Annotated in this window: 19 protein-coding genes and 1 pseudogene; 14 read left to right on the plus strand and 6 right to left on the minus strand. The window is 62.9% G+C overall.

Annotated elements, in window-relative coordinates; all coding sequences use genetic code 11:
- Positions 1-67: 67 nt before the first annotated feature.
- From hemF to KO539_RS05880, 9 genes are all read left to right on the plus strand, one after another.
- Positions 68-982, plus strand: coding sequence for an oxygen-dependent coproporphyrinogen oxidase (gene hemF, locus KO539_RS05840; protein ID WP_219307814.1), 915 nt, complete (start codon positions 68-70; stop codon positions 980-982).
- 11 nt (positions 983-993) lie between these two features.
- Positions 994-1650, plus strand: coding sequence for a nicotinate (nicotinamide) nucleotide adenylyltransferase (gene nadD / locus KO539_RS05845; RefSeq protein WP_219308638.1), 657 nt, complete (start codon positions 994-996; stop codon positions 1648-1650).
- On the plus strand, positions 1651-2340 hold the full coding sequence (rsfS, locus tag KO539_RS05850; RefSeq protein WP_099378127.1) for a ribosome silencing factor: 690 nt from the start codon (positions 1651-1653) through the stop codon (positions 2338-2340).
- Positions 2341-2346: 6 nt separating this feature from the next.
- Complete coding sequence (rlmH, locus tag KO539_RS05855) at positions 2347-2817, plus strand: 23S rRNA (pseudouridine(1915)-N(3))-methyltransferase RlmH (RefSeq protein ID WP_035821794.1); 471 nt, start codon at positions 2347-2349, stop codon at positions 2815-2817.
- An 8-nt stretch (positions 2818-2825) separates the two neighbouring features.
- Positions 2826-3446 carry a nucleoside triphosphate pyrophosphatase gene (locus tag KO539_RS05860; RefSeq protein ID WP_219307816.1) on the plus strand — a complete coding sequence of 207 codons (621 nt, stop codon included), beginning with the start codon at positions 2826-2828 and terminating at the stop codon, positions 3444-3446.
- 43 nt (positions 3447-3489) lie between these two features.
- Positions 3490-4953, plus strand: coding sequence for a ribonuclease G (gene rng / locus KO539_RS05865; protein ID WP_034747098.1), 1464 nt, complete (start codon positions 3490-3492; stop codon positions 4951-4953).
- A gap of 19 nt (positions 4954-4972) precedes the next feature.
- The gene (locus KO539_RS05870; protein ID WP_219307818.1) at positions 4973-5824 is read left to right on the plus strand and encodes a retropepsin-like aspartic protease; all 852 of its coding nucleotides are present in this window, start codon (positions 4973-4975) and stop codon (positions 5822-5824) included.
- Positions 5825-5829: 5 nt separating this feature from the next.
- Positions 5830-6615, plus strand: a complete 786-nt coding sequence (locus KO539_RS05875; protein ID WP_219307820.1) for an AraC family transcriptional regulator — start codon at positions 5830-5832, stop codon at positions 6613-6615.
- A gap of 74 nt (positions 6616-6689) precedes the next feature.
- Complete coding sequence (locus KO539_RS05880) at positions 6690-7313, plus strand: LysE family translocator (protein WP_219307821.1); 624 nt, start codon at positions 6690-6692, stop codon at positions 7311-7313.
- Here KO539_RS05880 and KO539_RS05885 read toward each other — a convergent pair.
- Together KO539_RS05885 and KO539_RS05890 are read right to left on the minus strand one after the other, a co-directional pair.
- Positions 7289-7828, minus strand: a complete 540-nt coding sequence (locus tag KO539_RS05885) for a hypothetical protein (RefSeq protein WP_035821807.1) — start codon at positions 7826-7828, stop codon at positions 7289-7291. The two genes, KO539_RS05880 and KO539_RS05885, sit on opposite strands and share 25 nt — an antisense overlap.
- A 73-nt stretch (positions 7829-7901) precedes the next feature.
- Entirely contained in the window at positions 7902-8927 is a 1026-nt protein-coding gene (locus tag KO539_RS05890) for a LacI family DNA-binding transcriptional regulator (RefSeq protein WP_219307822.1), read from the minus strand.
- A gap of 207 nt (positions 8928-9134) precedes the next feature.
- Between KO539_RS05890 and KO539_RS05895 the strand changes: the two are divergent.
- The 4 genes and pseudogenes from KO539_RS05895 to KO539_RS05910 all read left to right on the plus strand — a co-directional run.
- Positions 9135-10373, plus strand: a pseudogene (locus tag KO539_RS05895) (malic enzyme-like NAD(P)-binding protein); the annotation flags it as partial.
- Positions 10374-10624: 251 nt separating this feature from the next.
- Positions 10625-11836: an O-antigen ligase gene (locus KO539_RS05900; RefSeq protein WP_219307823.1), complete on the plus strand. Its 1212-nt coding sequence runs from the start codon at positions 10625-10627 to the stop codon at positions 11834-11836.
- A gap of 49 nt (positions 11837-11885) precedes the next feature.
- Positions 11886-13619 (plus strand): lipid A export permease/ATP-binding protein MsbA, encoded by a 1734-nt coding sequence (msbA, locus tag KO539_RS05905; protein ID WP_219307824.1) that lies wholly within the window; start codon positions 11886-11888, stop codon positions 13617-13619.
- Between the two features lie 35 nt (positions 13620-13654).
- On the plus strand, positions 13655-14755 hold the full coding sequence (locus KO539_RS05910) for a glycosyltransferase family 9 protein (RefSeq protein WP_219307825.1): 1101 nt from the start codon (positions 13655-13657) through the stop codon (positions 14753-14755).
- A gap of 15 nt (positions 14756-14770) precedes the next feature.
- Here the strand turns inward: KO539_RS05910 and KO539_RS05915 are convergent, their stop codons facing one another.
- From KO539_RS05915 to KO539_RS05930, 4 genes are all read right to left on the minus strand, one after another.
- Positions 14771-15382, minus strand: a complete 612-nt coding sequence (locus tag KO539_RS05915) for a response regulator transcription factor (RefSeq protein WP_257626117.1) — start codon at positions 15380-15382, stop codon at positions 14771-14773.
- Positions 15369-16964 (minus strand): ATP-binding protein, encoded by a 1596-nt coding sequence (locus KO539_RS05920; protein WP_219307826.1) that lies wholly within the window; start codon positions 16962-16964, stop codon positions 15369-15371. Before KO539_RS05920 ends, KO539_RS05915 begins: the two co-directional genes overlap by 14 nt.
- Before the next feature lie 119 nt (positions 16965-17083).
- Entirely contained in the window at positions 17084-18472 is a 1389-nt protein-coding gene (locus tag KO539_RS05925) for an ATP-binding protein (RefSeq protein WP_219307827.1), read from the minus strand.
- The gene (locus tag KO539_RS05930; RefSeq protein ID WP_176387556.1) at positions 18469-19155 is read right to left on the minus strand and encodes a response regulator; all 687 of its coding nucleotides are present in this window, start codon (positions 19153-19155) and stop codon (positions 18469-18471) included. Before KO539_RS05930 ends, KO539_RS05925 begins: the two co-directional genes overlap by 4 nt.
- A gap of 157 nt (positions 19156-19312) precedes the next feature.
- Between KO539_RS05930 and KO539_RS05935 the strand changes: the two genes are divergently transcribed.
- Complete coding sequence (locus KO539_RS05935; RefSeq protein WP_219307828.1) at positions 19313-20134, plus strand: MipA/OmpV family protein; 822 nt, start codon at positions 19313-19315, stop codon at positions 20132-20134.
- Positions 20135-20200: the final 66 nt, after the last annotated feature.

Below are 20200 nucleotides of genomic sequence, written 5' to 3' on the forward strand. Positions count from 1 at the left end.
TCACAAAAATCCGTTACAGGGTACAATCCGTCCTTACTTTTTTATTTCGGCCTCGTCGGCCCACGCGATGTCGTCAACTCCCTCTCCTTCGGCCGTCAAGGCCTATTTGCTCGATTTGCAAAACCGTATCGTGCAGGCGCTCGAAGCGCAGGACGGCAAGCCCTTCCTGACCGATGCATGGCAGCGCCCCGAGGGCGGCGGCGGCATTTCGCGGCTGATCGAGGAAGGCAATGTGTTCGAGCGTGGCGGCGTGAATTTTTCGCACGTCACCGGCGCCGCATTGCCGCCATCGGCAGCGGCCGCGCGCCCTGAACTCGGTGGCAAGGCGTGGGAGGCGATGGGCGTGTCGCTGGTGCTGCATCCGCGTAATCCGTATGCGCCCACGGTGCACATGAATGTACGGTTCTTCACCACCGTGAATGCCGATGGCGCACCCGTATGGTGGTTCGGCGGCGGCATGGACCTGACGCCGTATTATGGCGACGCGGACGACGTGAAGCACTTTCACCAGGTGTGCCATGATGCGCTGGCGCCGTTTGGCGGCGAACTGCATCCGAAGTTCAAGCAGTGGTGTGACGATTATTTCTACCTGAAGCACCGGCGCGAAGCGCGCGGCGCCGGTGGCATCTTCTTCGACGACTTCAACGCCTTGGGCTTTGACGACAGCTTTGCCATGATGCGCAGCGCCGGCGACGCCTTCATCGACGCGTATGTACCGATCCTGGCGCGCCGCAAGGATACGCCCTACGGCGAACGCGAACGCGATTTCCAGTGCTACCGGCGCGGACGCTATGTCGAGTTCAACCTGGTGTTCGACCGCGGCACCCTGTTCGGCCTGCAGTCGGGCGGCCGCACCGAGGCGATCCTGATGTCGATGCCGCCCGTGGTCAAGTGGCGCTACGACTGGCACCCGGAAGCGGGCAGTCCCGAAGCGGCGTTGTATACTGACTTCCTCGTGCATCGCGACTGGCTGCAGGCGTGAACGAAAGTAGTATGGCGTGCGTGGCGCTGCTGGGCGGCAGCTACGATCCGGTGCATATAGGCCATGTCGCGCTGGGCACGCATTTTTCCAGCCTGCTGCACGCCGATGAACTGCGCGTGATCCCGGCCGGCGCGCCCTGGCAAAAGAGCCACCTGGGCGCCAGCGGCCAGCAGCGCGCCGAGATGGCCGGCCTGGCGTTTGCCGGCCTGCCCTTGCCGGTCGTGATCGACCGCCAGGAAATCGAGCGCAGCGAACATGGCCAGGCCAGCTACACCATCGATACCTTGCGCCAGGTACGCGCCGAGCTGGGAGCGCGCGCTTCCATCGTTTTTTTGATGGGCGCCGACCAGCTGCAGCGGCTCGCGACATGGCGCGAATGGCAGCAATTATTTGAATACGCGCATATCTGCGTCGCGGCCCGCCCCGGCTTCGCGCTGAATGACACCGCAGTGCCGCAAGTGGTCGCCGAAGAATTTTCGCGCCGCCTGGGGTCACTGGACAGCATCCGCAACACGCCGCACGGTCTGACTTATCTGGCACAAGACTTCGCGGTGGATATCTCCGCCACCGAAATACGTGCGGCATTACAACGGGGGAATCGGGCAAACTCGCTTGTTTCCCCGCTAGTGCTAGACTATATTGAACAACATAATTTATACAAAAGCTAAATGGACATCAAAAAACTGCAAACCCTCGTCGTTGACGCCCTTGAAGACGTCAAAGGCCAAGACATCGCCGTCTTCGAAACGAGTCACCTGACCAGCCTGTTCGACCGCATCGCGATCGTTTCCGGTACCTCGAACCGTCAAACCAAGGCGCTGGCCGCCTCGGTACGCAACAAGGTCAAGGACGCCGGCGGCGACATCATCGGCATGGAAGGCGAGGACACCGGTGAATGGGTGCTGGTCGATCTGGGCGACATGATCGTCCACATCATGCAAGCACCTATCCGCGCCTACTACCGCCTGGAAGAAATCTGGGGCGACACCCCGATCAAACTGGGCGCCGCCAAGCGCGCGCCGAAAAAAGCGGCCGGCGACGAGCCGAAAAAGGTCAGCGGCCATCTGGCGGCAAGCAAGGCCAATGTGGAAGCTTCGCCCGTGATCGAGAAAAAGACACCGGCCAAGAAAGCCACGGCAGCCACGGCAGCCAAGAAAGCCCCGGCGAAGAAAACCACCGCTTCCAAAGCTGTCGGCAAAACCGTGAAAGTCGCGCCAACCAAGACCGAAGCGGCTGCCGTCAAAGCCTTGAAAGCGCTGCCAGAGAAAAAAGTGCGCGCCCCACGCGCGGCCAAGCCGGCAGCCGATGCTGCACCGGCAAAAACCGTGATCAAGCGTATCAAAAAAGTCGAAGCGTAAGCCTCGATGCAGCTCATCATCGCTGCGGTCGGCCATAAAATGCCGGCCTGGATAGAGACGGGCTTCGCGGAATACGCGAAGCGCATGCCGCCGGAATTGCGCATCGTGCTGAAAGAAATCAAGCCGGTGGAGCGTTCCGGCAGCAAGACCGCCGCCACGGCGATGGCGCTGGAACGCGAACGCATCGAAGCCGTCCTGCCCAAGGGCGTGCGCATCATCGCGCTCGACGAACGCGGCAAGGACCTGACCAGTGTCGGCCTGTCGCAGCAGTTGATGACGTGGCAGCAGGATGGCCGCGACACCGCCTTTTTGATCGGCGGCGCCGACGGCCTCGATCCGCAACTCAAGGCACGTGCCGAAGGCATGCTGCGCATTTCCAGCATGACCCTGCCGCACGGCGTGGTGCGCGTGATCCTCGCCGAGCAGCTCTATCGGGCCTGGTCGATCACGCAAAACCACCCCTATCACCGCGTCTGAACTCCCCCATGAAAACGGCTGATCACAAGATCTACCTCGCTTCCAAAAGTCCGCGCCGGCGCGAACTGCTGCGCCAGATCGGCGTCGATTTCGAATTGCTGCTGCTGCGCAGCGACGGCCCGCGCGGCGCCGACGTCACCGAGGAAGTCCTGCCCGGCGAATCGGCGCTCGACTATGTCGCCCGCGTATCGAATGAAAAGGCCGCCTTCGCCTGGGATCTGGTGCGCCGCCGCCACCTGACCCCGCGCCCCGTACTGGCGGCCGACACCACCGTCACCATCGACGGCGTCATCCTCGGCAAACCGGCCGACCGGGCGGAAGCGGTGGCGATGCTGCAGCAGCTGTCTGGCCGCACGCACGAGGTACTCACCTCGATCGCCGTGCACTACAAGGATTTCGCCGAGCAGCGCACGCAGGTGTCGCAAGTGCGCTTCGGCGTTCTCTCGCCCGCCTCGATCGCCGCGTATTGCGCCACGCCGGAACCGTACGACAAGGCCGGCGCCTACGGCATCCAGGGCAGCGCCGCGCTGTTCGTCGAGCACATCGAAGGCAGCCACTCCGGCATCATGGGCCTGCCCCTGTACGAGACGGCGCAATTGCTGCGTGAAGCAGGTTTGCCCCTGCCCTGATCCCGAGTATGATGTCATTCGTTGCCTCCACTCCCGCGCCCCCATGAACGAAGACATCCTGATCAATATCACGCCGCAAGAAACGCGCGTCGCTCTCATCCTGCAGGGCGCCGTGCAGGAATTGCACATCGAGCGCACGCTCACGCGCGGCCTGGCCGGCAATGTGTATTCCGGCAAGGTGGTGCGCGTATTGCCGGGCATGCAATCGGCCTTCATCGACATCGGCCTGGAACGCGCCGCCTTCCTGCACGTGGCCGACATCTGGGAAGCGCGCGGCCACGACGGCCAGAACGCCACCCCCGCGCCGATTGAAAAAATCCTCTTCGATGGCCAGGTGCTGACGGTGCAGGTGATCAAGGACCCGATCGGCACGAAAGGCGCGCGCCTGTCGACGCAGATTTCCATCGCCGGGCGCATGCTGGTGTACCTGCCGCAAGACAAGCACATCGGCATTTCGCAGAAAATCGAAAAGGAAGCGGAGCGCGAGCAATTGCGCGTGCGCCTGCAAAGCCTGCTGCCACCCGACGAAAAGGGCGGCTACATCGTGCGTACCATGGCCGAGGACGCTTCCGACGCCGACCTGAAGGCGGACGTCGACTACCTGCGCAAGACCTGGAGCACCATCACGCACGGCGCGCGCACGCGTCCCGCCACCAGCCTGCTGCACCAGGATTTGAGCCTGGCACAGCGCGTGCTGCGCGATTTCGTCGGCGATGAAACGGCCACCATCCAGGTCGACTCGCGCGAAAACTACGTGAAGCTGCGCGAATTCGCGGAAATTTACACGCCCAGCGAACTGACGCGTTTGCAGCACTACACGGGCGAGCGCCCGCTGTTCGACCTGTACGGCGTGGAAGAAGAGATTTTGCGCGCGCTGGGCCGCCGGGTCGACCTGAAATCGGGCGGCTACCTGATCGTCGACCAGACGGAAGCGATGACCACCATCGACGTCAACACGGGCGGCTTTGTCGGCGGGCGCAATTTCGCCGACACGATCTTCAAGACCAACCTGGAAGCGGCGCACGCCATCGCGCGCCAGCTGCGCCTGCGCAACCTGGGCGGCATCATCATCCTCGACTTCATCGACATGGACAATGCCGAGCACCGCAACGCCGTGCTGGCCGAACTGAAACGCACGCTGTCGCGCGACCGCACCAAGGTTTCGGTGAGCAATTTCTCGCCGCTGGGCCTGGTGGAAATGACGCGCAAGCGCACGCGCGAATCGCTGGCCCACATTCTGTGCGAACCGTGCCCCGCCTGCGCCGGCAAGGGACAAGTCAAGACTTCGCGCACGATCTGCTATGAAATCCTGCGCGAACTGCTGCGCGAAGCAAAACAGTTCAACCCGCGCGAATTCCGCATCCTCGCCTCGCAGGAAGTCGTGGATCTGTTCCTGGAAGAAGAATCGCAGCACCTGGCCATGCTCGGTGACTTCATCGGCAAGAAAATCTCGCTGCAGGTGGAGAATGCCTACCACCAGGAGCAGTACGACGTGATCCTGATGTAGTCCTTTGCGCACGCTGACCATGACAACAAACGCTGCCCTGTGCCTGTTGCTGCTGTGCGCATCGACGGCCCTGGCCGCTACCAACGCAGCGCTCCCCGTCACCCTCGCCAGGGGCACGCCCGTGGTGCAACTGGAGCTGAACGGCAAGACGCTGCCCTTCGTGCTCGACACGGGTGCAAGCACCAGCCTGCACCTGACGCCGGAGGTCGCACGATCGCTGCCTGGGCTGGCCTACACGGGCCGGCAACGCAAAAGCATCGACCTGGCTGGCAAAGTTCATGCATCGGACGAATTTCTCGTCCCCGCGCTGACCGTCAACGGCTTGCCATTCGCTGCCATGCAGGGCGTCATTCTGACGCCATGGGGCCTGTCGCTGGGCGAGCAAAAGGGCTTGCCGGCAAATATGTCCGTGCTGGGATTGAATTTTTTTGCCGGCAAACGGGTCGTGCTCGACCTGCCAGCGAGCATCCTGCAGATCAGCGCCAGCGATGGCGCCGCACCACCTTCCGGATGGCTGGCAGTGCCATATGAGCGCATCGATGAAGGCTTGCTGCTGCATCTGGCCGACGGCAAGAAAACCTATCGCCTGGTGCTCGACACGGCCGCCTCCATTTCCATTATAAAAAGTTCGGCAGCCGAAGCGTTTTCGCGCGTGGAAAAATGCGCTTTCAAACTGGGGCCCGGGCACCCCTGCCGCACGATCACACTGCCGCTGCCGGGCGGAAAAAGTATCTCGCCCCTGTTGATGACGTTGCCGGATGAATTCAAGGCAGATGGCATATTGGGCACGGATTTCTTCAGGCAAATGCCGGTACTGTTCGACCTGCAGCATCAAATGCTGTATTTGCGCCCGTCCGCGCCGGCTGGTTGAGGCCTATGTACGCAAGCAATAGCACCACCGCCTTCTGGCGCGACCCGGCTCTGCCCCACGTGGAAAGCCGGCGCGCCTGCCACAGCCGGGCCTGCTACAAGCCGCACAGCCATCCCACCTTTTCCATCGGCGCCGTCGACGCGGGTGGCAGCATCTTTACGGGCAGCCAGGATGGCCAGGCCGTGCTCGCCAATGGCAGCCTGGTGCTGGTGCCGGCCGGCTGCGTGCACGCCTGCAATCCACTGCCTGACGCCCTGTGGAGCTACCAGATGCTGCATCTCGATGCGCAGTGGCTGCAAGCGTACGCGCCGGGTCTCGATGGCGACACGGCGACGGTACTGCACTGCCCGCTGCTGTACGCGCAGTTTTGCGCCATGAATGCGCTGCTGTTTTCATCGGCCAGCGCGGCGGAGAAAGATGCGGCGCTGCTGGTGTTCCTCGGCGCCTGCGCCAGCGCCGGTGCGGATCTGCTGCCGTCTGAACGCAAGCCGCTGCCGCGGCAGCTGGCACCCGTGCTCGCAACGCTGCAGGCGCAGCCCTCGGCCAGCCTGCAGCAACTGGCGCAAGCGGCAGGCCTGAGTCCTTATCAATTGATCCGCGCCTTTCGCGCCGCCACGGGCATGACGCCGCACGCCTACCAGTTGAATGCCCACGTCAACCGCGCGCGCAGCCGCTTGCAGGCGGGGACGGCGCTGGCGCAGCTGGCGCATGAGCTGGGCTTTGCCGACCAGAGCCATCTGCAACGCGTCTTCAAGGCGCATGCGGGCATCACGCCGGGACGCTATCGCTAGGTCTGCAATTTTCTTCAATACGCGCCAGCGGCACCATCGCATACTCGCCTCCTTATCGTTGAGGAGCGCAAGCCATGCAGGACTTTTTATTCATCGCCGCTGCCCACTTTCTGTCCCTGCTGTCGCCCGGCCCCGATTTTTTCCTGATCGCGCGCACCTCGCTGGCCCACGGCTGGCGCGCCGCCGCCGGCACATGCGTGGGCATTACCGTGGCCAATGCCGTGTTTATCGTGGCGGCGTTTGGCGGACTGTCGGTGCTGCGGGAGGGCAGCACGGCATTCCTCGTGGTGCGGCTGGCGGGATGCACGTATCTGCTGTACCTGGGCTGGCTGTTCCTGCGTCATGCGGGCAAGACCAGCCTGGAAGCGGCACCCGCCAGCGGCAAGGCGCGCTGGCGCGGCGGTGTCGCGATGGGGTTTGTCTCGGCCATCCTGAACCCGAAGAATGCGCTGTTCTACGTCAGCCTGGCCACCGTGCTGGCTGGCAGGCAGACGAGTCCCGCCGCGATGGCGGCGTATGGCGCGTGGATGGTGTTTGCCGTGCTGGCGTGGGATATGGCCGTGGCGCTGGCCATCGGCAGCAGCGCCCTGCGGCAACGCTTTGCCCGCGCGCTGCCGTCGCTGGAACGGCTGTCGGGCGTGATGCTGATCGTGCTGGCGGTCGTGTTACTGATTCAAGCTGGCAATGGATCCAGGTAAAACACGGCATACACTTTCAGGGGCGTCGTTTCCGTCGCCTTTTCCGAGCGCACGACGGAGCAGTCGTCGGCGGCCAGGCTGCGCCAGTTCTGGATGCCCGCCTTGGCGAACATGGCGTGCGCGGGAGCATTCGCGGCCAGGTCCAGCACCAGGCAGGCGTTGCGCGGACCGGCGCCATAGTTGACGGCGCGGATCTCGATGCCGAAGGTCGTCATCCACGGTTCCCACAATCCCTTTTCCTTGCCGGCCGCGATGCGGTCGAGCATCTCGCCAAACGTCAAACCTTTTTTGACGGTATCGCGCAGTGCCTGCAGCGACGGCGCCAGGCGCGGATCGGGCTGCTTGTTGCCGGCGCGGATCTCGGCGATCGCCTTCAGTTCCTTGATGATGGCCGCATCGCGCTCCGTATAGTCGCGCATGCGCGCGTAAAACTCGGCGTCGAGGAAGGGATTGACGGTCAGCTTGGCGACGCCCTCTTCGCGGCGTTTTGGGGAAGGCGTGTTGGTTTTGGTCATGGCGATAGAGGGGCAAAATACGTTGAGGGGCGCCAGTGTACCACCTTGCAGCGACGCGGCCCCAGGCGCGGCCTCAGCCCCGGGGAGCGGCCGTCGATTCGCGCACCACCAGTTCAGGTTTCAGGCGCACGTCCAGCACGGGGGAATCGGGCGAGTCGATGGTTTGCAGGATCAGCCGGGCCGCTTCCGTGCCGATGCCGTGGTGGCGGATGCGGATGGTGGTCAGGGGCGGACGGATCATGTCCATGTAGGGCATGTCGTTGTGGCCCACGACGGAAATATCTTCGGGGCAACTCAAGCCCAGTTCGCGGATGGCGTCGTAGCAGCCGAGGGCCACCAGGTCGCTGCCCGTCACCACGGCCGTCGTCTGCGGGGACTGACGCAGCAGTTCCAGCAGGGCCGCCTTGCCGCATTCGCGCGAATAGCCGCTGCTTTCAAAGACGAACGCTTGCGAGGGATCGAGTTCGCTGGCCTGGATGGCGGCCAGGAAACCGAGGCGGCGCACATGGCCGGTGGACAGGTTTTCCGGGCCGGCGATGTGCGCGATATGGCGGTGGCCCAGCGCCAGCAAGTGCTCCACGGCCAGGCGCATGCCCACCACGTCGTCGCTGACGACGCAGGAAGCGACACCGTTTTCATCGCTGCGGTTAACGGTGACGACGGGCACGTTCTGGTCGATGCACATCTTGATGACGGGATCGTCGCGGCGCGCCGTGGCCAGGATCAGGCCGTCAACCTGCTGCCCCAGCAGACGGTTGATGACGAACAGCTGCTCTTGCTCGTCGGCGCCCACATTGGCGACGATGGCCAGATAGCCATGCTTGCGCAAGCCTTCCTCGATGCCCAGCAGAATCGGCGGGAAAACGGCGTTGGTAATGTCGGGCAGAACCACGCCGATGATGCGCGACTTGCGCGTGACGAGGGTGGAGGCGGCACGGTTGGGCCGGTAGCCGAGGCGGCCCGCTTCGGCCAGCACGCGCGCGGCCACCTCGGCGCTGACCATTTGCCGCGTTGCCGGGTTCATCACGCGCGAGACGGTGGAAAAGTGCACGCCGCTGGCCCGCGCGACGTCGCTTAAGGTGGGGTTCTTGTTTGTCATGGGCTTCCCGGATCGCAATACTGTGATTTTATCGTAAAAATTCCGCTTCCCGTTAAAAACCGAGCAAACGCTTGCATTAGAATAAAGGGGCTACCCAAAGCGGTTTTGGTACTCTTAAGCACAATCCAGCCTTGACAGCGTGCAAACGCTTGCATACCATGGCTCGGACTTACCACTCGGGCCATGCATGCCCTTCCCAGAATTCCTATGTCTACTTCCCACAGCAAGCACGCCGAACAGAACGGCGAAACCTTCAACCTGAAAGAAGCCGCCCTCGCCTATCACGCCGAACCTCGCGCAGGCAAGATTTCCGTCACGCCAACCAAACCGCTGGGCGACGCCCGCGCGCTGACCCTGGCGTATTCGCCGGGCGTGGCCTTCGCCTGCGAAGCCATCGTGGAAGATCCGCGCACAGCCGGCATCTATACGTCGCGCAGCAACCTGGTGGCCGTGATCACCAATGGCACGGCCGTGCTGGGCCTGGGCGATATCGGTCCGCTAGCCAGCAAACCGGTGATGGAAGGCAAGGCTTGCCTGTTCAAGCAGTTCGCCGACGTCGATGTGTTCGACATCGAACTGGCCGAGAACGATCCCGACCTGTTCATCGATACCGTGGTGCGCATGGAGCCGACCTTCGGCGGCATCAACCTGGAAGACATCAAGGCGCCGGACTGCTTCTACATCGAGCAGCAATTGCGCAAGCGCATGAACATTCCCGTCTTCCACGACGACCAGCACGGCACGGCCATCATCGTCGCGGCCGGCATCCTGAACGGCCTGGAACTGGTGGGCAAGGATATCGGCAACGTCAAGGTGGCCGTCTCGGGCGCGGGCGCCGCGTCGATCGCCTGCCTGGACCTGCTCGTTTCGTTGGGCCTGAACAAATCCTTGCTGAAGGTATGCGACAGCCAGGGCGTGATTTACCCGGGCCGCGATGCCAGCATGGAAGAGAACAAGGCGCGCTACGCGAACGACACGAGCGACCGCGACCTGGCCGACGCCATGGTCGGCGCCGACATCTTCATCGGCGTCTCGAAGGGCGGCGTGGTCAGCGCGCAGATGGTCGAATCGATGGCCGCCAAGCCATTGATCTTCGCCCTGGCCAATCCGCATCCGGAAATCGCCCCGGAAAAAGTGCACGCCGTGCGCGACGACGCCATCGTGGCCACGGGCCGCTCGGACTATCCGAACCAGATCAACAACGTGCTGTGCTTCCCGTACATCTTCCGTGGCGCGCTCGACGTGGGCGCCACCACCATCAATGAAGAGATGAAACTGGCCTGCGTGCGCGCCATCGCCGCGCTGGCCAAGGAGCCGTTGCCGGGTCACGAAAGCAGCGCCTTGAGCCCGCTGCAACTGATACCGTCGCCATTCGACGAGCGTCTGCGCAGCTGGGTCGCGCCAGCCGTGTCGCAAGCGGCCATCGCCACTGGCGTGGCCACCCGCGTGCCGGCCAGCGCCTGAGACGCATGACAGGCCTTGCGGCCTTGGCAAAATAACAGCAAGTTACCATTGCTTACAAAAAAACCATGGCTAAAAACCATGGTTTTTTCTATTTCCCCCTTGAGATCGCCAAAATAGTTGCCTAAGAGCAAATCCCCACGGACATTTTTGTTGCCACCTTCGATTACAATGACGCCTACTTTATGTTGCTACAGTTGCCATAATGGCGACGACGTGCGTTACCAAGGATATTCATGCTCGGCTTGACTTCTGTTTGTGTTTTTCTCTTTTCGGCATTGGCGCTGGCTGTCAACAGCGGGTATTCCCTTGGCGCGCTGGTGCTGCTGCTGGCCAGCAGCTGGCTGCTATGGAAACGCCCCCGCCTGCATCTACAGCGCCGGGACTATCTGCTGATGGGCGTGATGCTGGCCTACTTCCTTACTTTCACCGCCAATATGCTGTATCACGGTGATCCCGCACGCGAACTCGACATGCCATTGCGGGTACTGCTGGCCGTGCCCGTCCTGCTGCTGCTGCTGGCTTACCCGCCGCAGCCCGCCGCATGGTGGGGCGGCGTGGCAATCGGCGCAATTGCCGGTGCTGGAGTTGCCATATGGCAAATGATAGCCTTGAACGAAGCGCGCCCTTATGCGGCGACGAGCAACGCCATCCATTATGGCAATGTCAGCATGCTGTTGGGCTTGCTGTCCATCAGCGGCCTGGGGTGGGCCCGCGAACAACGGCACGCCGCAGCCTGGCATTTGCTGCTGATACTGGGTTGTCTGGCGGGTATTTTCGGTTCGATCACCAGTGGCAGCCGTGGCGGCTGGGTGGCAATCCCCGTATTTGCCGCCATCTTCGTCGCGCACCATGCCAGGCAGCGTGGAAAACGTTATTTGCAAGTGGCGCTGGCGGTGATCGTCGTGCTTGCAGGCATCGCGTTTGCGGTCCCCAATTCGCTGGTGCGCCAGCGCACCATTACCGCGCTCAATGAAGTGCAGAAATTTGAGAGTACGGGCAATGTCGACACCTCCATCGGCCAACGGATCGAAATGTGGCGCACGGCCTTGACCATGTCGGATGACCATATTCTTCTCGGTATCGGACGCAAGGGCTATCTGGCCCAAAAAGAAGCACTGGCGGCGGCAGGGCAAATGAGCAATACGGTGCGCGACTACACCAATGCCCATAACGATTACCTCGATGCCTTGGTCAAGCGCGGCGGCATCGGCCTGCTGGCCCTGCTGGCCTTCCTGCTGGTGCCACTATGCCTGTTTGCACGCGCCGCGCGCCACGGCACGCCAGCGATGCAGCACTATGGCCTGGCAGGTGTCGCACTATGCACGTGCTACCTGATATTTGGCTTGAGCACCACGTCGCTCACCTTAAATATCGGCATTATCATGCTGGTTTTCCCAATGACTATACTGTGGAGCCTGCTACGCAAGCAGGAACGTAGCGCCTGAGGCGACGCCCCGCTCACTCGCCTCCTCTTATTTGTTAGGAAATATACCGATGTTGACGCCCGACCTGAAAAGGCTCACCGCACTGCACGCGCCCTATAAAAAACACCTGGCCCTGGCCTTGCTGGCGATGGTCGTCACGGCGGCCACGGAACCGCTGCTGCCGTATGCGCTCAAGCTACTGCTCGACAATGGTTTTGGCGGCAAGGTGAATTTTTCCTTCTGGCTGGTGCCGCTGATCGTCATCGGCATCTTTGCCATGCGCGGCGCGTCGACGTTTGCCAGCAGCTACCTGATGAGCTATGTCTCCACGCGCATCCTCAACGAGTTGCGGCGCCGGATGTTCGCCAGCATGCTGAACCTGCCCATTGACTTCTACAACACGCACACGGTGGGCAAAGTCATCAACTCCATCATGTTCGAAGTGCAGCAGATCATCGAAATGGTGACCAAGGTATTTACCTCGATCGTGCGCTCCTCGCTGACCGTGCTGGGCCTGCTCGCGTGGCTGCTGTACCTGAACTGGGCGCTGACCCTGGTGACCCTGGTGCTGCTGCCCGTGCTGACCATCGTCGTGCGCACCACGGGCAAGCGCCTGAAAAAACTCAACCGCGACTCGCTGGCCGTCAATGCCGAGCTGACCCAGGTCATCGAGGAAACCACGCGCGCGCAGCAAGTGATCAAGATCTTCGGCGGCCAGGACTATGAAAAATCGCGCTTCGCAGAGCGTGCCGAGCAATTGCGCCGCTACAGCATGCGCATGACCACCACCTTTTCCGCCACCGTGCCCATCACCCAGGTGATCACGGCCGCCGCTGTCTCCCTGGTCATCGTGATGGCCCTGTTCCAGTCGGAGCAGGGGCAAATCACGGTCGGCGGCTTTGTATCCTTCATCACGGCCATGCTGATGCTGCTGACACCCTTGAAGCAACTGGCCGAAGTCAATGGCCCCCTGCAGCGCGGCATGGCCGCCGCCGAGGAAGTCTTCCAGCTGATCGACAAGACACCGGAACGCACGGGCGGCAAGCCGCTCGCTGGCCGCAGCGGCGGCCGCATCGAGTTCAAGGACGTGAGCTTTGCCTACCCAGGACATCAGGAACCGGCCCTGCGACACATCGATCTGAGCATTGCGCCAGGACAAACGGTCGCCTTTGTCGGCATGTCCGGCGGCGGCAAATCGACCCTGGTCAGCCTGCTGCCCGGCTTTTACTCGGCCAGCAGTGGCGAGATTCTGCTCGATGGGCAGAATATCGATGCCATCGCCCTGACCAGCCTGCGCAGCCAGATCGCCATGGTCAGCCAGCAGGTGGTGCTGTTCGACGATACCTTGGCCGCCAATATCGCGTATGGCGACGCGGCGCCGGACCGGCAGCGCGTCGAAGCGGCCGCCGCGGCCGCCTTCCTGTCGGACGTCATCGACGGCTTGCCCGATGGCCTGGAAACGCGCCTGGGCGACAACGGCTCGCGCCTGTCCGGCGGCCAGCGCCAGCGCGTGGCCATCGCCCGCGCGATCTACAAGGATGCGCCCATCCTGATCCTCGATGAAGCCACCTCGGCACTGGATACGGAGGCGGAACGGGCCGTGCAAGCGGCACTGGAGCACCTGATGCAAGGTAAAACCACCTTGGTTATTGCTCATCGACTATCAACAATTGAACGTGCGGACCGTATCGTGGTATTGTCACACGGGAAAATAATGGAAACCGGCAGTCACCAGCAATTATTGGATGCCAACGGCGCGTATGCCAATCTGCATCGCCTGCAATTTTCCCAGCAAGTGGTTTGACACCATCGACCGAATACCTGAAATCGTACTGATACATGACGCCTTTGATTCCCGCCGAACTTCTACAAAAGTCGGACAAAATTCTGTTCATCGCCCATCTGGCGCTGGGAGACTTTACCTACCTGCAAAACGGTTTCCGCGCCTTTGCCGCGGCCTATCCGCATATTCAGATCCACCTGTGGGTCGACGAAGTGCGCCGCACGTCCGACGCCAGGCAATGGGAAGGCTTGCGCACCTATTCGCTGTACGACTGGGTAGAGCAGTCGGGCCTGTTCGCCAAGGTGTACCGCAAGACCTACAGCCCGGCACTGTACGAAGAATCACTGCGCGAAGCCAAGGCGGAACACTATCCCGTCGTCGTGTCATTGGCCCACGTACGGCCACAGCAGTACGCTGACCTTGCCCGCGCGATCAGCCCGCACGGGCTGGTGATCGGCACGCGTAAACCGTTCAGCCCGCTGCGCCCTTGGCATTACCTGGCTTACCGCAAGATCGACGCCGTGCTGGCGTCGTATGCGGGACAGGATGCGGGCGAGCACCATATCAGCAGCGTGTATGCGGACTGGTTCCACCAGCTGACGGGACTCGACATTCCCGTGGCCGAACGCTATCCCTTCGTGCACATTCCCGAACACGCGCTGCAGCAGGCGCAAGAGCAGCTGACGGACTGGGGCTTTGCCCCGCGCCAGGGTCCGCTCGTCCTCCTGAACCCGTTTGCCAAGTCGCACAAGCGCGGCTGGCCGCTGGAGCGCATCGCCGAGCTGATCGCGCGCATGCAGGCGATGCCGAAATGGCAGCATGCCTGCTTCCTGATCAATGCCATGCCGCAGGAACTGGCCAAGGTGAATGCCGTCGTGCAGGCGCACAAGCTGCCGCGCACGCAAGCCTTCAGCGCCGTCGACAACTTTTTCCAGCTGCCGGCCATGCTGGCGCAATGCGACCTGATCATTTCAGTGGAAACCTCGATCATGCACCTGGCGAACGCCGTGCATGTGCCCGTGGTGGCGTTGATGCGCAAGAAAAATCCGGAATGGGCGCCGTTCGACAGCGCCAACAGCACCGTCATCACGGTGGCGCGGCGCAGCGACTGGGTCAAGGCGATCCCGGTCGATCAGGTATTGCAGACCATCGCCTAGACTACCCGGCAGCGGCTAGCCGCTGCCCAGCATGCTGATGCGCACCAGGTCGGCCACATTATCGACACCGAGCTTATCCATCAGGCGCGCCTTGTGCACTTCCACCGTGCGCACGGAAATGCCCAGCACAGGGGCGATATCGCGGTTATGCTGCCCCGTCACCACCAGTTGCATCACTTCCCGCTCGCGCGGCGTCAGGGCGCGCAACAAGGCTAACCCCTCCACCTGGCGCAGCAACTGACCGCGCGCATGCGCCTCGCGCGAAAACGCCTCATCGATGGCGGCCAGCAGCTTGTCGTGGTCAAACGGTTTTTCCAGGAAATCGCTGGCCTGCGCCTTGAAGGCCTGGCGTGCCAGGGCCACGTCGCCATGTCCCGTGATGATGATGACGGGCAGCAGGCATTTGAGTTCCAGCAAGCGGCGCTGCAGGCTCAGGCCATCCATGCCCGACATGCGTATATCGACCAGCAGACAGCCGGCCCACTCGGGCCGCCAGCTGCGCAGGAAATCCTCGCCGCAGGAAAACAGGGCCGTGCGATAGCCGCGTATGCCCAGCAGCAAACCCAGCGCATCGCGCACGGCGGGATCGTCATCGACGATAAACACCGTCAAATTACTTGTCACCATACTCTCCTGTAGCGGCCGCGCTGGCGCGCGCCAGGGGCAGGACAAAACGAAAAATGCCATGCTTGCCTACTTCGGCCCATAGCTGGCCGCCATGCGCTTCGACGATGCTGCGGCTGAGCACCAGCCCCAGACCCAGGCCGCTGGCCTTGGTCGAGACGAACGGTTCGAACAGGCGTGCCGCCAGGCTGTTGGAAATGCCGGGGCCGCTATCTTCCACGGACAGGCGCAGCCGCCCGCCGTCGAGCCGCTCGGCCGAGACCGTGATACGGCGCCGGCCGCGCGGCTGGCCCATCACCGCATCCTGCGCATTGGCCAGTAAATTACGCAGCACCAGCTCGATTTGCAGGCGGTCGGCATTGACGGCCAGCGGCGATGGAGGTGCCAGCACCAGCTCGATGCCATGCTCATGGAACAGCGGCGTGAACTGACGCGCCATGCCCTCGATCAAGGCGCCCGCCTCCACCGCTTCGAGCTGCATCGCGCCCGTGCGGAAAAAGTCGCGCAGGCGGCGCACCACGTCGGCGGCGCGCCCCGATTCGACGATCATGTGCCCCACGGCGCCCTGCAGCAAGGCGCCCGTCTCGCCCCGCTCCAGCAAGTATTCGCACGCCTTGCCATAGGTCGACAAGGCCGTCAGCGGCTGGTTCAGCTCATGCGCGAGCGCAGCCGCCATCTCGCCGGCGGCCGCCAGGCGCATCGTGTGTTTCAGTTCGTTGGATACCTGCCGCATTTCATCGACGACGATGCCGATAAAAAATCCCACCAGCGCCAGCACGGCATCGAGCAATTGCAATTCATAAAACTGGATATCGACCGCATGCGTCCATTTCACGAGAGTGATGATGCACAGTTGCAATACAAACACGGCCAGCACGGCGCCATGCAAGCCCTGGCGCGAGGCGGCCCAGATCACGGGGAGAAACAGGAAGTAGAAATGCTTGTATTCGCAACGCACGATGGAACCGAAGAGGCTCCACAGCACGAAGCTGGCCAGGGCCAGGTACGCCAGGGTTTCCCAGCGCCACACGGCGGCATGCAGGCGCTCACGCCCCCGTTCGCTGAACAGCACCCAGATCAGCGGCATCGACACCAGCATGCCGACCATGTCGCCAATGCCGAAGCGCCACACGGCCGTTGCCCATTCGCCGGCCGGGATGCGTCCCGTCAGCGACAGCAAGGAAATATAGCCGAGCGCATTGAGCACGGTGCCACACAGCACGATGGTAACCCAGGCGCTCAGGCGGCGCCGGTTGTCGAAGATGTCGCTGCTGCTGAAACTGCGGCGCAGGACTGCGCCGATACCGCCATAGCCGAGCACCAGCCACGCCGAACAGAGCAAGGTCAGGGGCAGGCCTGCGGGCATGCCGCGCACCAGCACCTCGCCAGCCACCAGGGCGATAAACCACGGCAGCGCCGCCTTGCGGCCATGAATCAGCCAAAATACCAGGCCCAGCGCGGGATCGGGATTCCAGGGCGTGATGTTCAAGCCGTACATCGGATCGATATACGTGGCCCAGTCAAACAGCAGATACAGGCCGACAAAGGCGGGATACGGCAAGTAACGGGACAAAAATGGGCGCATAACGGTGTTTTTTTAACTGTCCCGCATTATGCATCGCAAGCGTGCGCCACGCCATGCCATCTTGCGTTATAAGCACATGAAATAATCTTCATGCAAGGCCGCAAGGGGTGCCGGCGCAGTCAGGCCTCGGCCAGCGGCAAGCGCACCTCCACCAGCAAGCCCAGGCCGCCATTACCTCTATGCAACTGAATCGTGCCGCCATGCTGGCGCACGACGGACGCGACAATGGACAAGCCCAGGCCGCTGCCCGGCTGCACCTGCTGCGGCGCGCGGAAAAAGCGGTCGAACACGCGGTCATACAGGGCCGGCGCGATGCCCGGTCCCTGATCGGCCACATGCAACACGGCCTGGCCCCGTTCCGCATGCAGCGACACCGTCACGCTGCTGCCGCGCGGACTGTACTTGATGGCGTTCTCCACCAGGTTGTCGATCAGCGAGACCAGGCTTTCGCGCTGTCCGGCTACGCTGAGCGAGACGCTGGCTTGCAATTCGAGTTCGATATCGCCCGCCTGGGCCAGGCCGGACAAGGCCGCCAGACGGTCTTGCAGCAAGGTATCGAGCGCCTGCCGCCGCGGCAACTCGCCCCCGCCCGCCTGCACTTCGCTGCGCGTCAGTTGCAGCAGCTGGCCCACCAGGCGCGCGGCGCGGTTGCCGCTGTTCAGGATACCGTCCAGCAGCTCTTGCTGGCGCGCGTCATGCGCCTGCCCCTGCAAGGCCTCGACATTCACGCGCATGGCCGCCAGTGGCGTGCGCAGCTCATGCGTGGCATCGGCGATGAAGCTGCGTTCGCGCGAAGCGCTGGCATCGACCCGCTGCAGCAGGGCATTGATATTGTCGACCAGTGCCGCCAGTTCGCCATGCGGCGGCTTGAAGGCCAGCGGACGCAAATCCTGCGGCCCGCGCGCCGCCACTTCCTGCGCCACCTTGCGCCACGGGCGCATGGCCAGGCGAATCGACAGCCAGGCCGGCACCAGCAGGAATGGCAGGCTGATCAGCAGCGGCAGCAGGTAGTAGCCGCGTGAATTGATCGTGATGAAAAATTGCCACGCGCCGCCCACCTCCAGCACCGTCACGCGGGTACTTCCTTCAGCCAGGCTGCGGCTGCGCCAGGCCTGGCCCTTGACGTACACCACTTCCATGTGTTCCGGGCCGGCGCTGCGGATACCGCTGGGCGCATCGGGGGACTTGTAGACCAGCTTGCCTTCGCGCCAGACGAGGATGCGCGGCGCCAGCTCCGGCACCTGCCCCATCTCAAACTCCTCGCGCAAGGCTTCGTCGATGGCGCGCAAGCTTTGTTCCTGGCGCTGCGGCTGTTCGGCCAGGTTATCGGCCACGCTGACAATGGCGTGCAACACGCCACGGGTCACATTGCTCGCTTCGCCCGCGCCCTCGACCAGCACATACGCCACGGCCAGGCTCCACAGCACGGTCAGCATCAGCATTTGCGCGACCATCAGGCGGCGCACCAGCGTGGGCCGGCGCAGCATGGCCCAGAAACGCCCCATCATGCGCCGGCACCGGGCGAAGTGGCTGTCTCGCCCTGCTGGTCGATGACATAACCGACGCCGCGCACGGTACGGATATAACCTTCGCCGATCTTGCGGCGCAGATTGCCCATATGCACATCCAAGGTATTGCTGGCATTGGCCAGCCCGCCGGGCAGGATGTGTTCTTCCAGCACGCGGCGCGTGATGACCCGGTTGGCGCGCATCAGCAAGGTTTTCAGCAGCGCATATTCACTGGCCGTCAGCTCCACGGGCCGCCCATGCACGCTGACACGGCGTGTGGGTACCTGCAGCAGCAGGCCGCGCAACTCGATGGTGTCACCGTCGAAGCCATAGCTGCGGCGCGCCAGGGCGCGCACGCGCGACAGCAGCTCGGCCAGCACGAACGGTTTCACCAGGTAATCGTCGGCGCCGCCGTCCAGGCCCCGCAAGCGCTGTTCCAGCGTATCGCGGGCGCTGAGGATCAGCACCGGCAGGCGCGCCGCGCGCAGGCGGGCCAGCAAATCGAGGCCATCGCCATCGGGCAAGCCCAGGTCCAGCAACACCAGCTCGCAACTGTCGTGCTCGATGCTGCGCGCCGCATCCTCCAGGCTGCGCACCCAGACCACTTGCATGCCCTGGTCGCGCAGGGCGATCCGCACGCCATTGCCCAGGTCCATATCGTCTTCAATCAGCAGTATCTTCATGGTGAGTATTAAACCACCGCAAGCTGAAGAATGGGTAAAGAAGCGCTCTTCATGCAATCTTAATAAAAGGCTCATTTTTCCTTCATGGCAAGGATGGATACTGTCGGCAGTCAATCGAGCCACTCCGGACTCGGTTCTCCACCTGACGGAAAACTCCATGCACGCACCTACAACCTTGTTGACCTCGCTGGCACTGGCCTGCGGCCTGAGCTTCAATCCCCTGGCTGTCGCGGCGGCCGAACCGGCTGCGGAAAATGTCTTTACCATTGGCGGCGGCGTCGCTGCCGTGTCCAGCTATTCCGGCTCCGACAAGCTGTCGGCCTCGCCCGTGATCATCCTCGACTACGCCATGGCCAATGGCTTGTTCTTCAGCACGTCGCGCGGCATCGGTTATGGCGGCCAGGCTGGCCCCTTCAGCTACAGCGCCGCGCTGGGCTACCGCGGCAATCGCGAAGACCACAAGCGCACGGGCGTTAACGGCTTCGGCGGCAGCGATTACCTGAAGGGCATGGGCGAAGTCAAGGGCAACGCCAGCGCCCTGCTCAGCGCGGGCTATTCGCCCTTGCCGGGCCTGTCGCTGAGCGTGTCGAGCGACATTCCCCTGTCGAACCGCGAAAACGGCGCCAATGTGCATTTCGGCGCCAGTGGCCAGATTTACGGCCGGGCCGATGCCAAGGGCGTGCAGCAAGACAGCGTGAGCGTCAGCGGCCAGCTGGGCTGGGGCGAGCGCAAGTACGTGCAGACCATGTATGGCGTGACGGCCACCCAGGCGGCGAATACCTCGTTCAAGCAATACACGCCCAAAGGCGGTTTCTATGAAGCGCAGGCCACCGTCAACTGGGAGCATCGCTTCGATGCGCGCTGGGGCATCAATACCCTGGTCGGTGTCGAGCACCGCATGGGCGACGCGGCCAAGAGCCCCATCGTGCAGCGCAAGACATCGCCGATCGGCGCCGTGTATGTCACCTACCGCTATTAACACCAGGGCGGCATAAGGGGAACCCGTACGCTGTTTCGCCAATTTACACAGGGGGATGGCATGGAT

Source organism: Janthinobacterium sp. NKUCC06_STL (genome assembly GCF_019345455.1).
In the GTDB taxonomy this organism is placed as follows: Bacteria; Pseudomonadota; Gammaproteobacteria; order Burkholderiales; family Burkholderiaceae_D; genus Janthinobacterium; species Janthinobacterium rivuli.

Bases quoted from the DNA above. Each gene is read 5' to 3' on its own strand.
- hemF (WP_219307814.1), top strand. From the start codon at position 68: ATGTCGTCAACTCCCTCTCCTTCGGCCGTCAAGGCCTATTTGCTCGAT.
- nadD (WP_219308638.1), top strand. From the start codon at position 994: ATGGCGTGCGTGGCGCTGCTGGGCGGCAGCTACGATCCGGTGCATATA.
- rsfS (WP_099378127.1), top strand. From the start codon at position 1,651: ATGGACATCAAAAAACTGCAAACCCTCGTCGTTGACGCCCTTGAAGAC.
- rlmH (WP_035821794.1), top strand. From the start codon at position 2,347: ATGCAGCTCATCATCGCTGCGGTCGGCCATAAAATGCCGGCCTGGATA.
- KO539_RS05860 (WP_219307816.1), top strand. From the start codon at position 2,826: ATGAAAACGGCTGATCACAAGATCTACCTCGCTTCCAAAAGTCCGCGC.
- rng (WP_034747098.1), top strand. From the start codon at position 3,490: ATGAACGAAGACATCCTGATCAATATCACGCCGCAAGAAACGCGCGTC.
- KO539_RS05870 (WP_219307818.1), top strand. From the start codon at position 4,973: ATGACAACAAACGCTGCCCTGTGCCTGTTGCTGCTGTGCGCATCGACG.
- KO539_RS05875 (WP_219307820.1), top strand. From the start codon at position 5,830: ATGTACGCAAGCAATAGCACCACCGCCTTCTGGCGCGACCCGGCTCTG.
- KO539_RS05880 (WP_219307821.1), top strand. From the start codon at position 6,690: ATGCAGGACTTTTTATTCATCGCCGCTGCCCACTTTCTGTCCCTGCTG.
- KO539_RS05885 (WP_035821807.1), bottom strand. From the start codon at position 7,828: ATGACCAAAACCAACACGCCTTCCCCAAAACGCCGCGAAGAGGGCGTC.
- KO539_RS05890 (WP_219307822.1), bottom strand. From the start codon at position 8,927: ATGACAAACAAGAACCCCACCTTAAGCGACGTCGCGCGGGCCAGCGGC.
- KO539_RS05900 (WP_219307823.1), top strand. From the start codon at position 10,625: ATGCTCGGCTTGACTTCTGTTTGTGTTTTTCTCTTTTCGGCATTGGCG.
- msbA (WP_219307824.1), top strand. From the start codon at position 11,886: ATGTTGACGCCCGACCTGAAAAGGCTCACCGCACTGCACGCGCCCTAT.
- KO539_RS05910 (WP_219307825.1), top strand. From the start codon at position 13,655: ATGACGCCTTTGATTCCCGCCGAACTTCTACAAAAGTCGGACAAAATT.
- KO539_RS05915 (WP_257626117.1), bottom strand. From the start codon at position 15,382: ATGGTGACAAGTAATTTGACGGTGTTTATCGTCGATGACGATCCCGCC.
- KO539_RS05920 (WP_219307826.1), bottom strand. From the start codon at position 16,964: ATGCGCCCATTTTTGTCCCGTTACTTGCCGTATCCCGCCTTTGTCGGC.
- KO539_RS05925 (WP_219307827.1), bottom strand. From the start codon at position 18,472: ATGATGGGGCGTTTCTGGGCCATGCTGCGCCGGCCCACGCTGGTGCGC.
- KO539_RS05930 (WP_176387556.1), bottom strand. From the start codon at position 19,155: ATGAAGATACTGCTGATTGAAGACGATATGGACCTGGGCAATGGCGTG.
- KO539_RS05935 (WP_219307828.1), top strand. From the start codon at position 19,313: ATGCACGCACCTACAACCTTGTTGACCTCGCTGGCACTGGCCTGCGGC.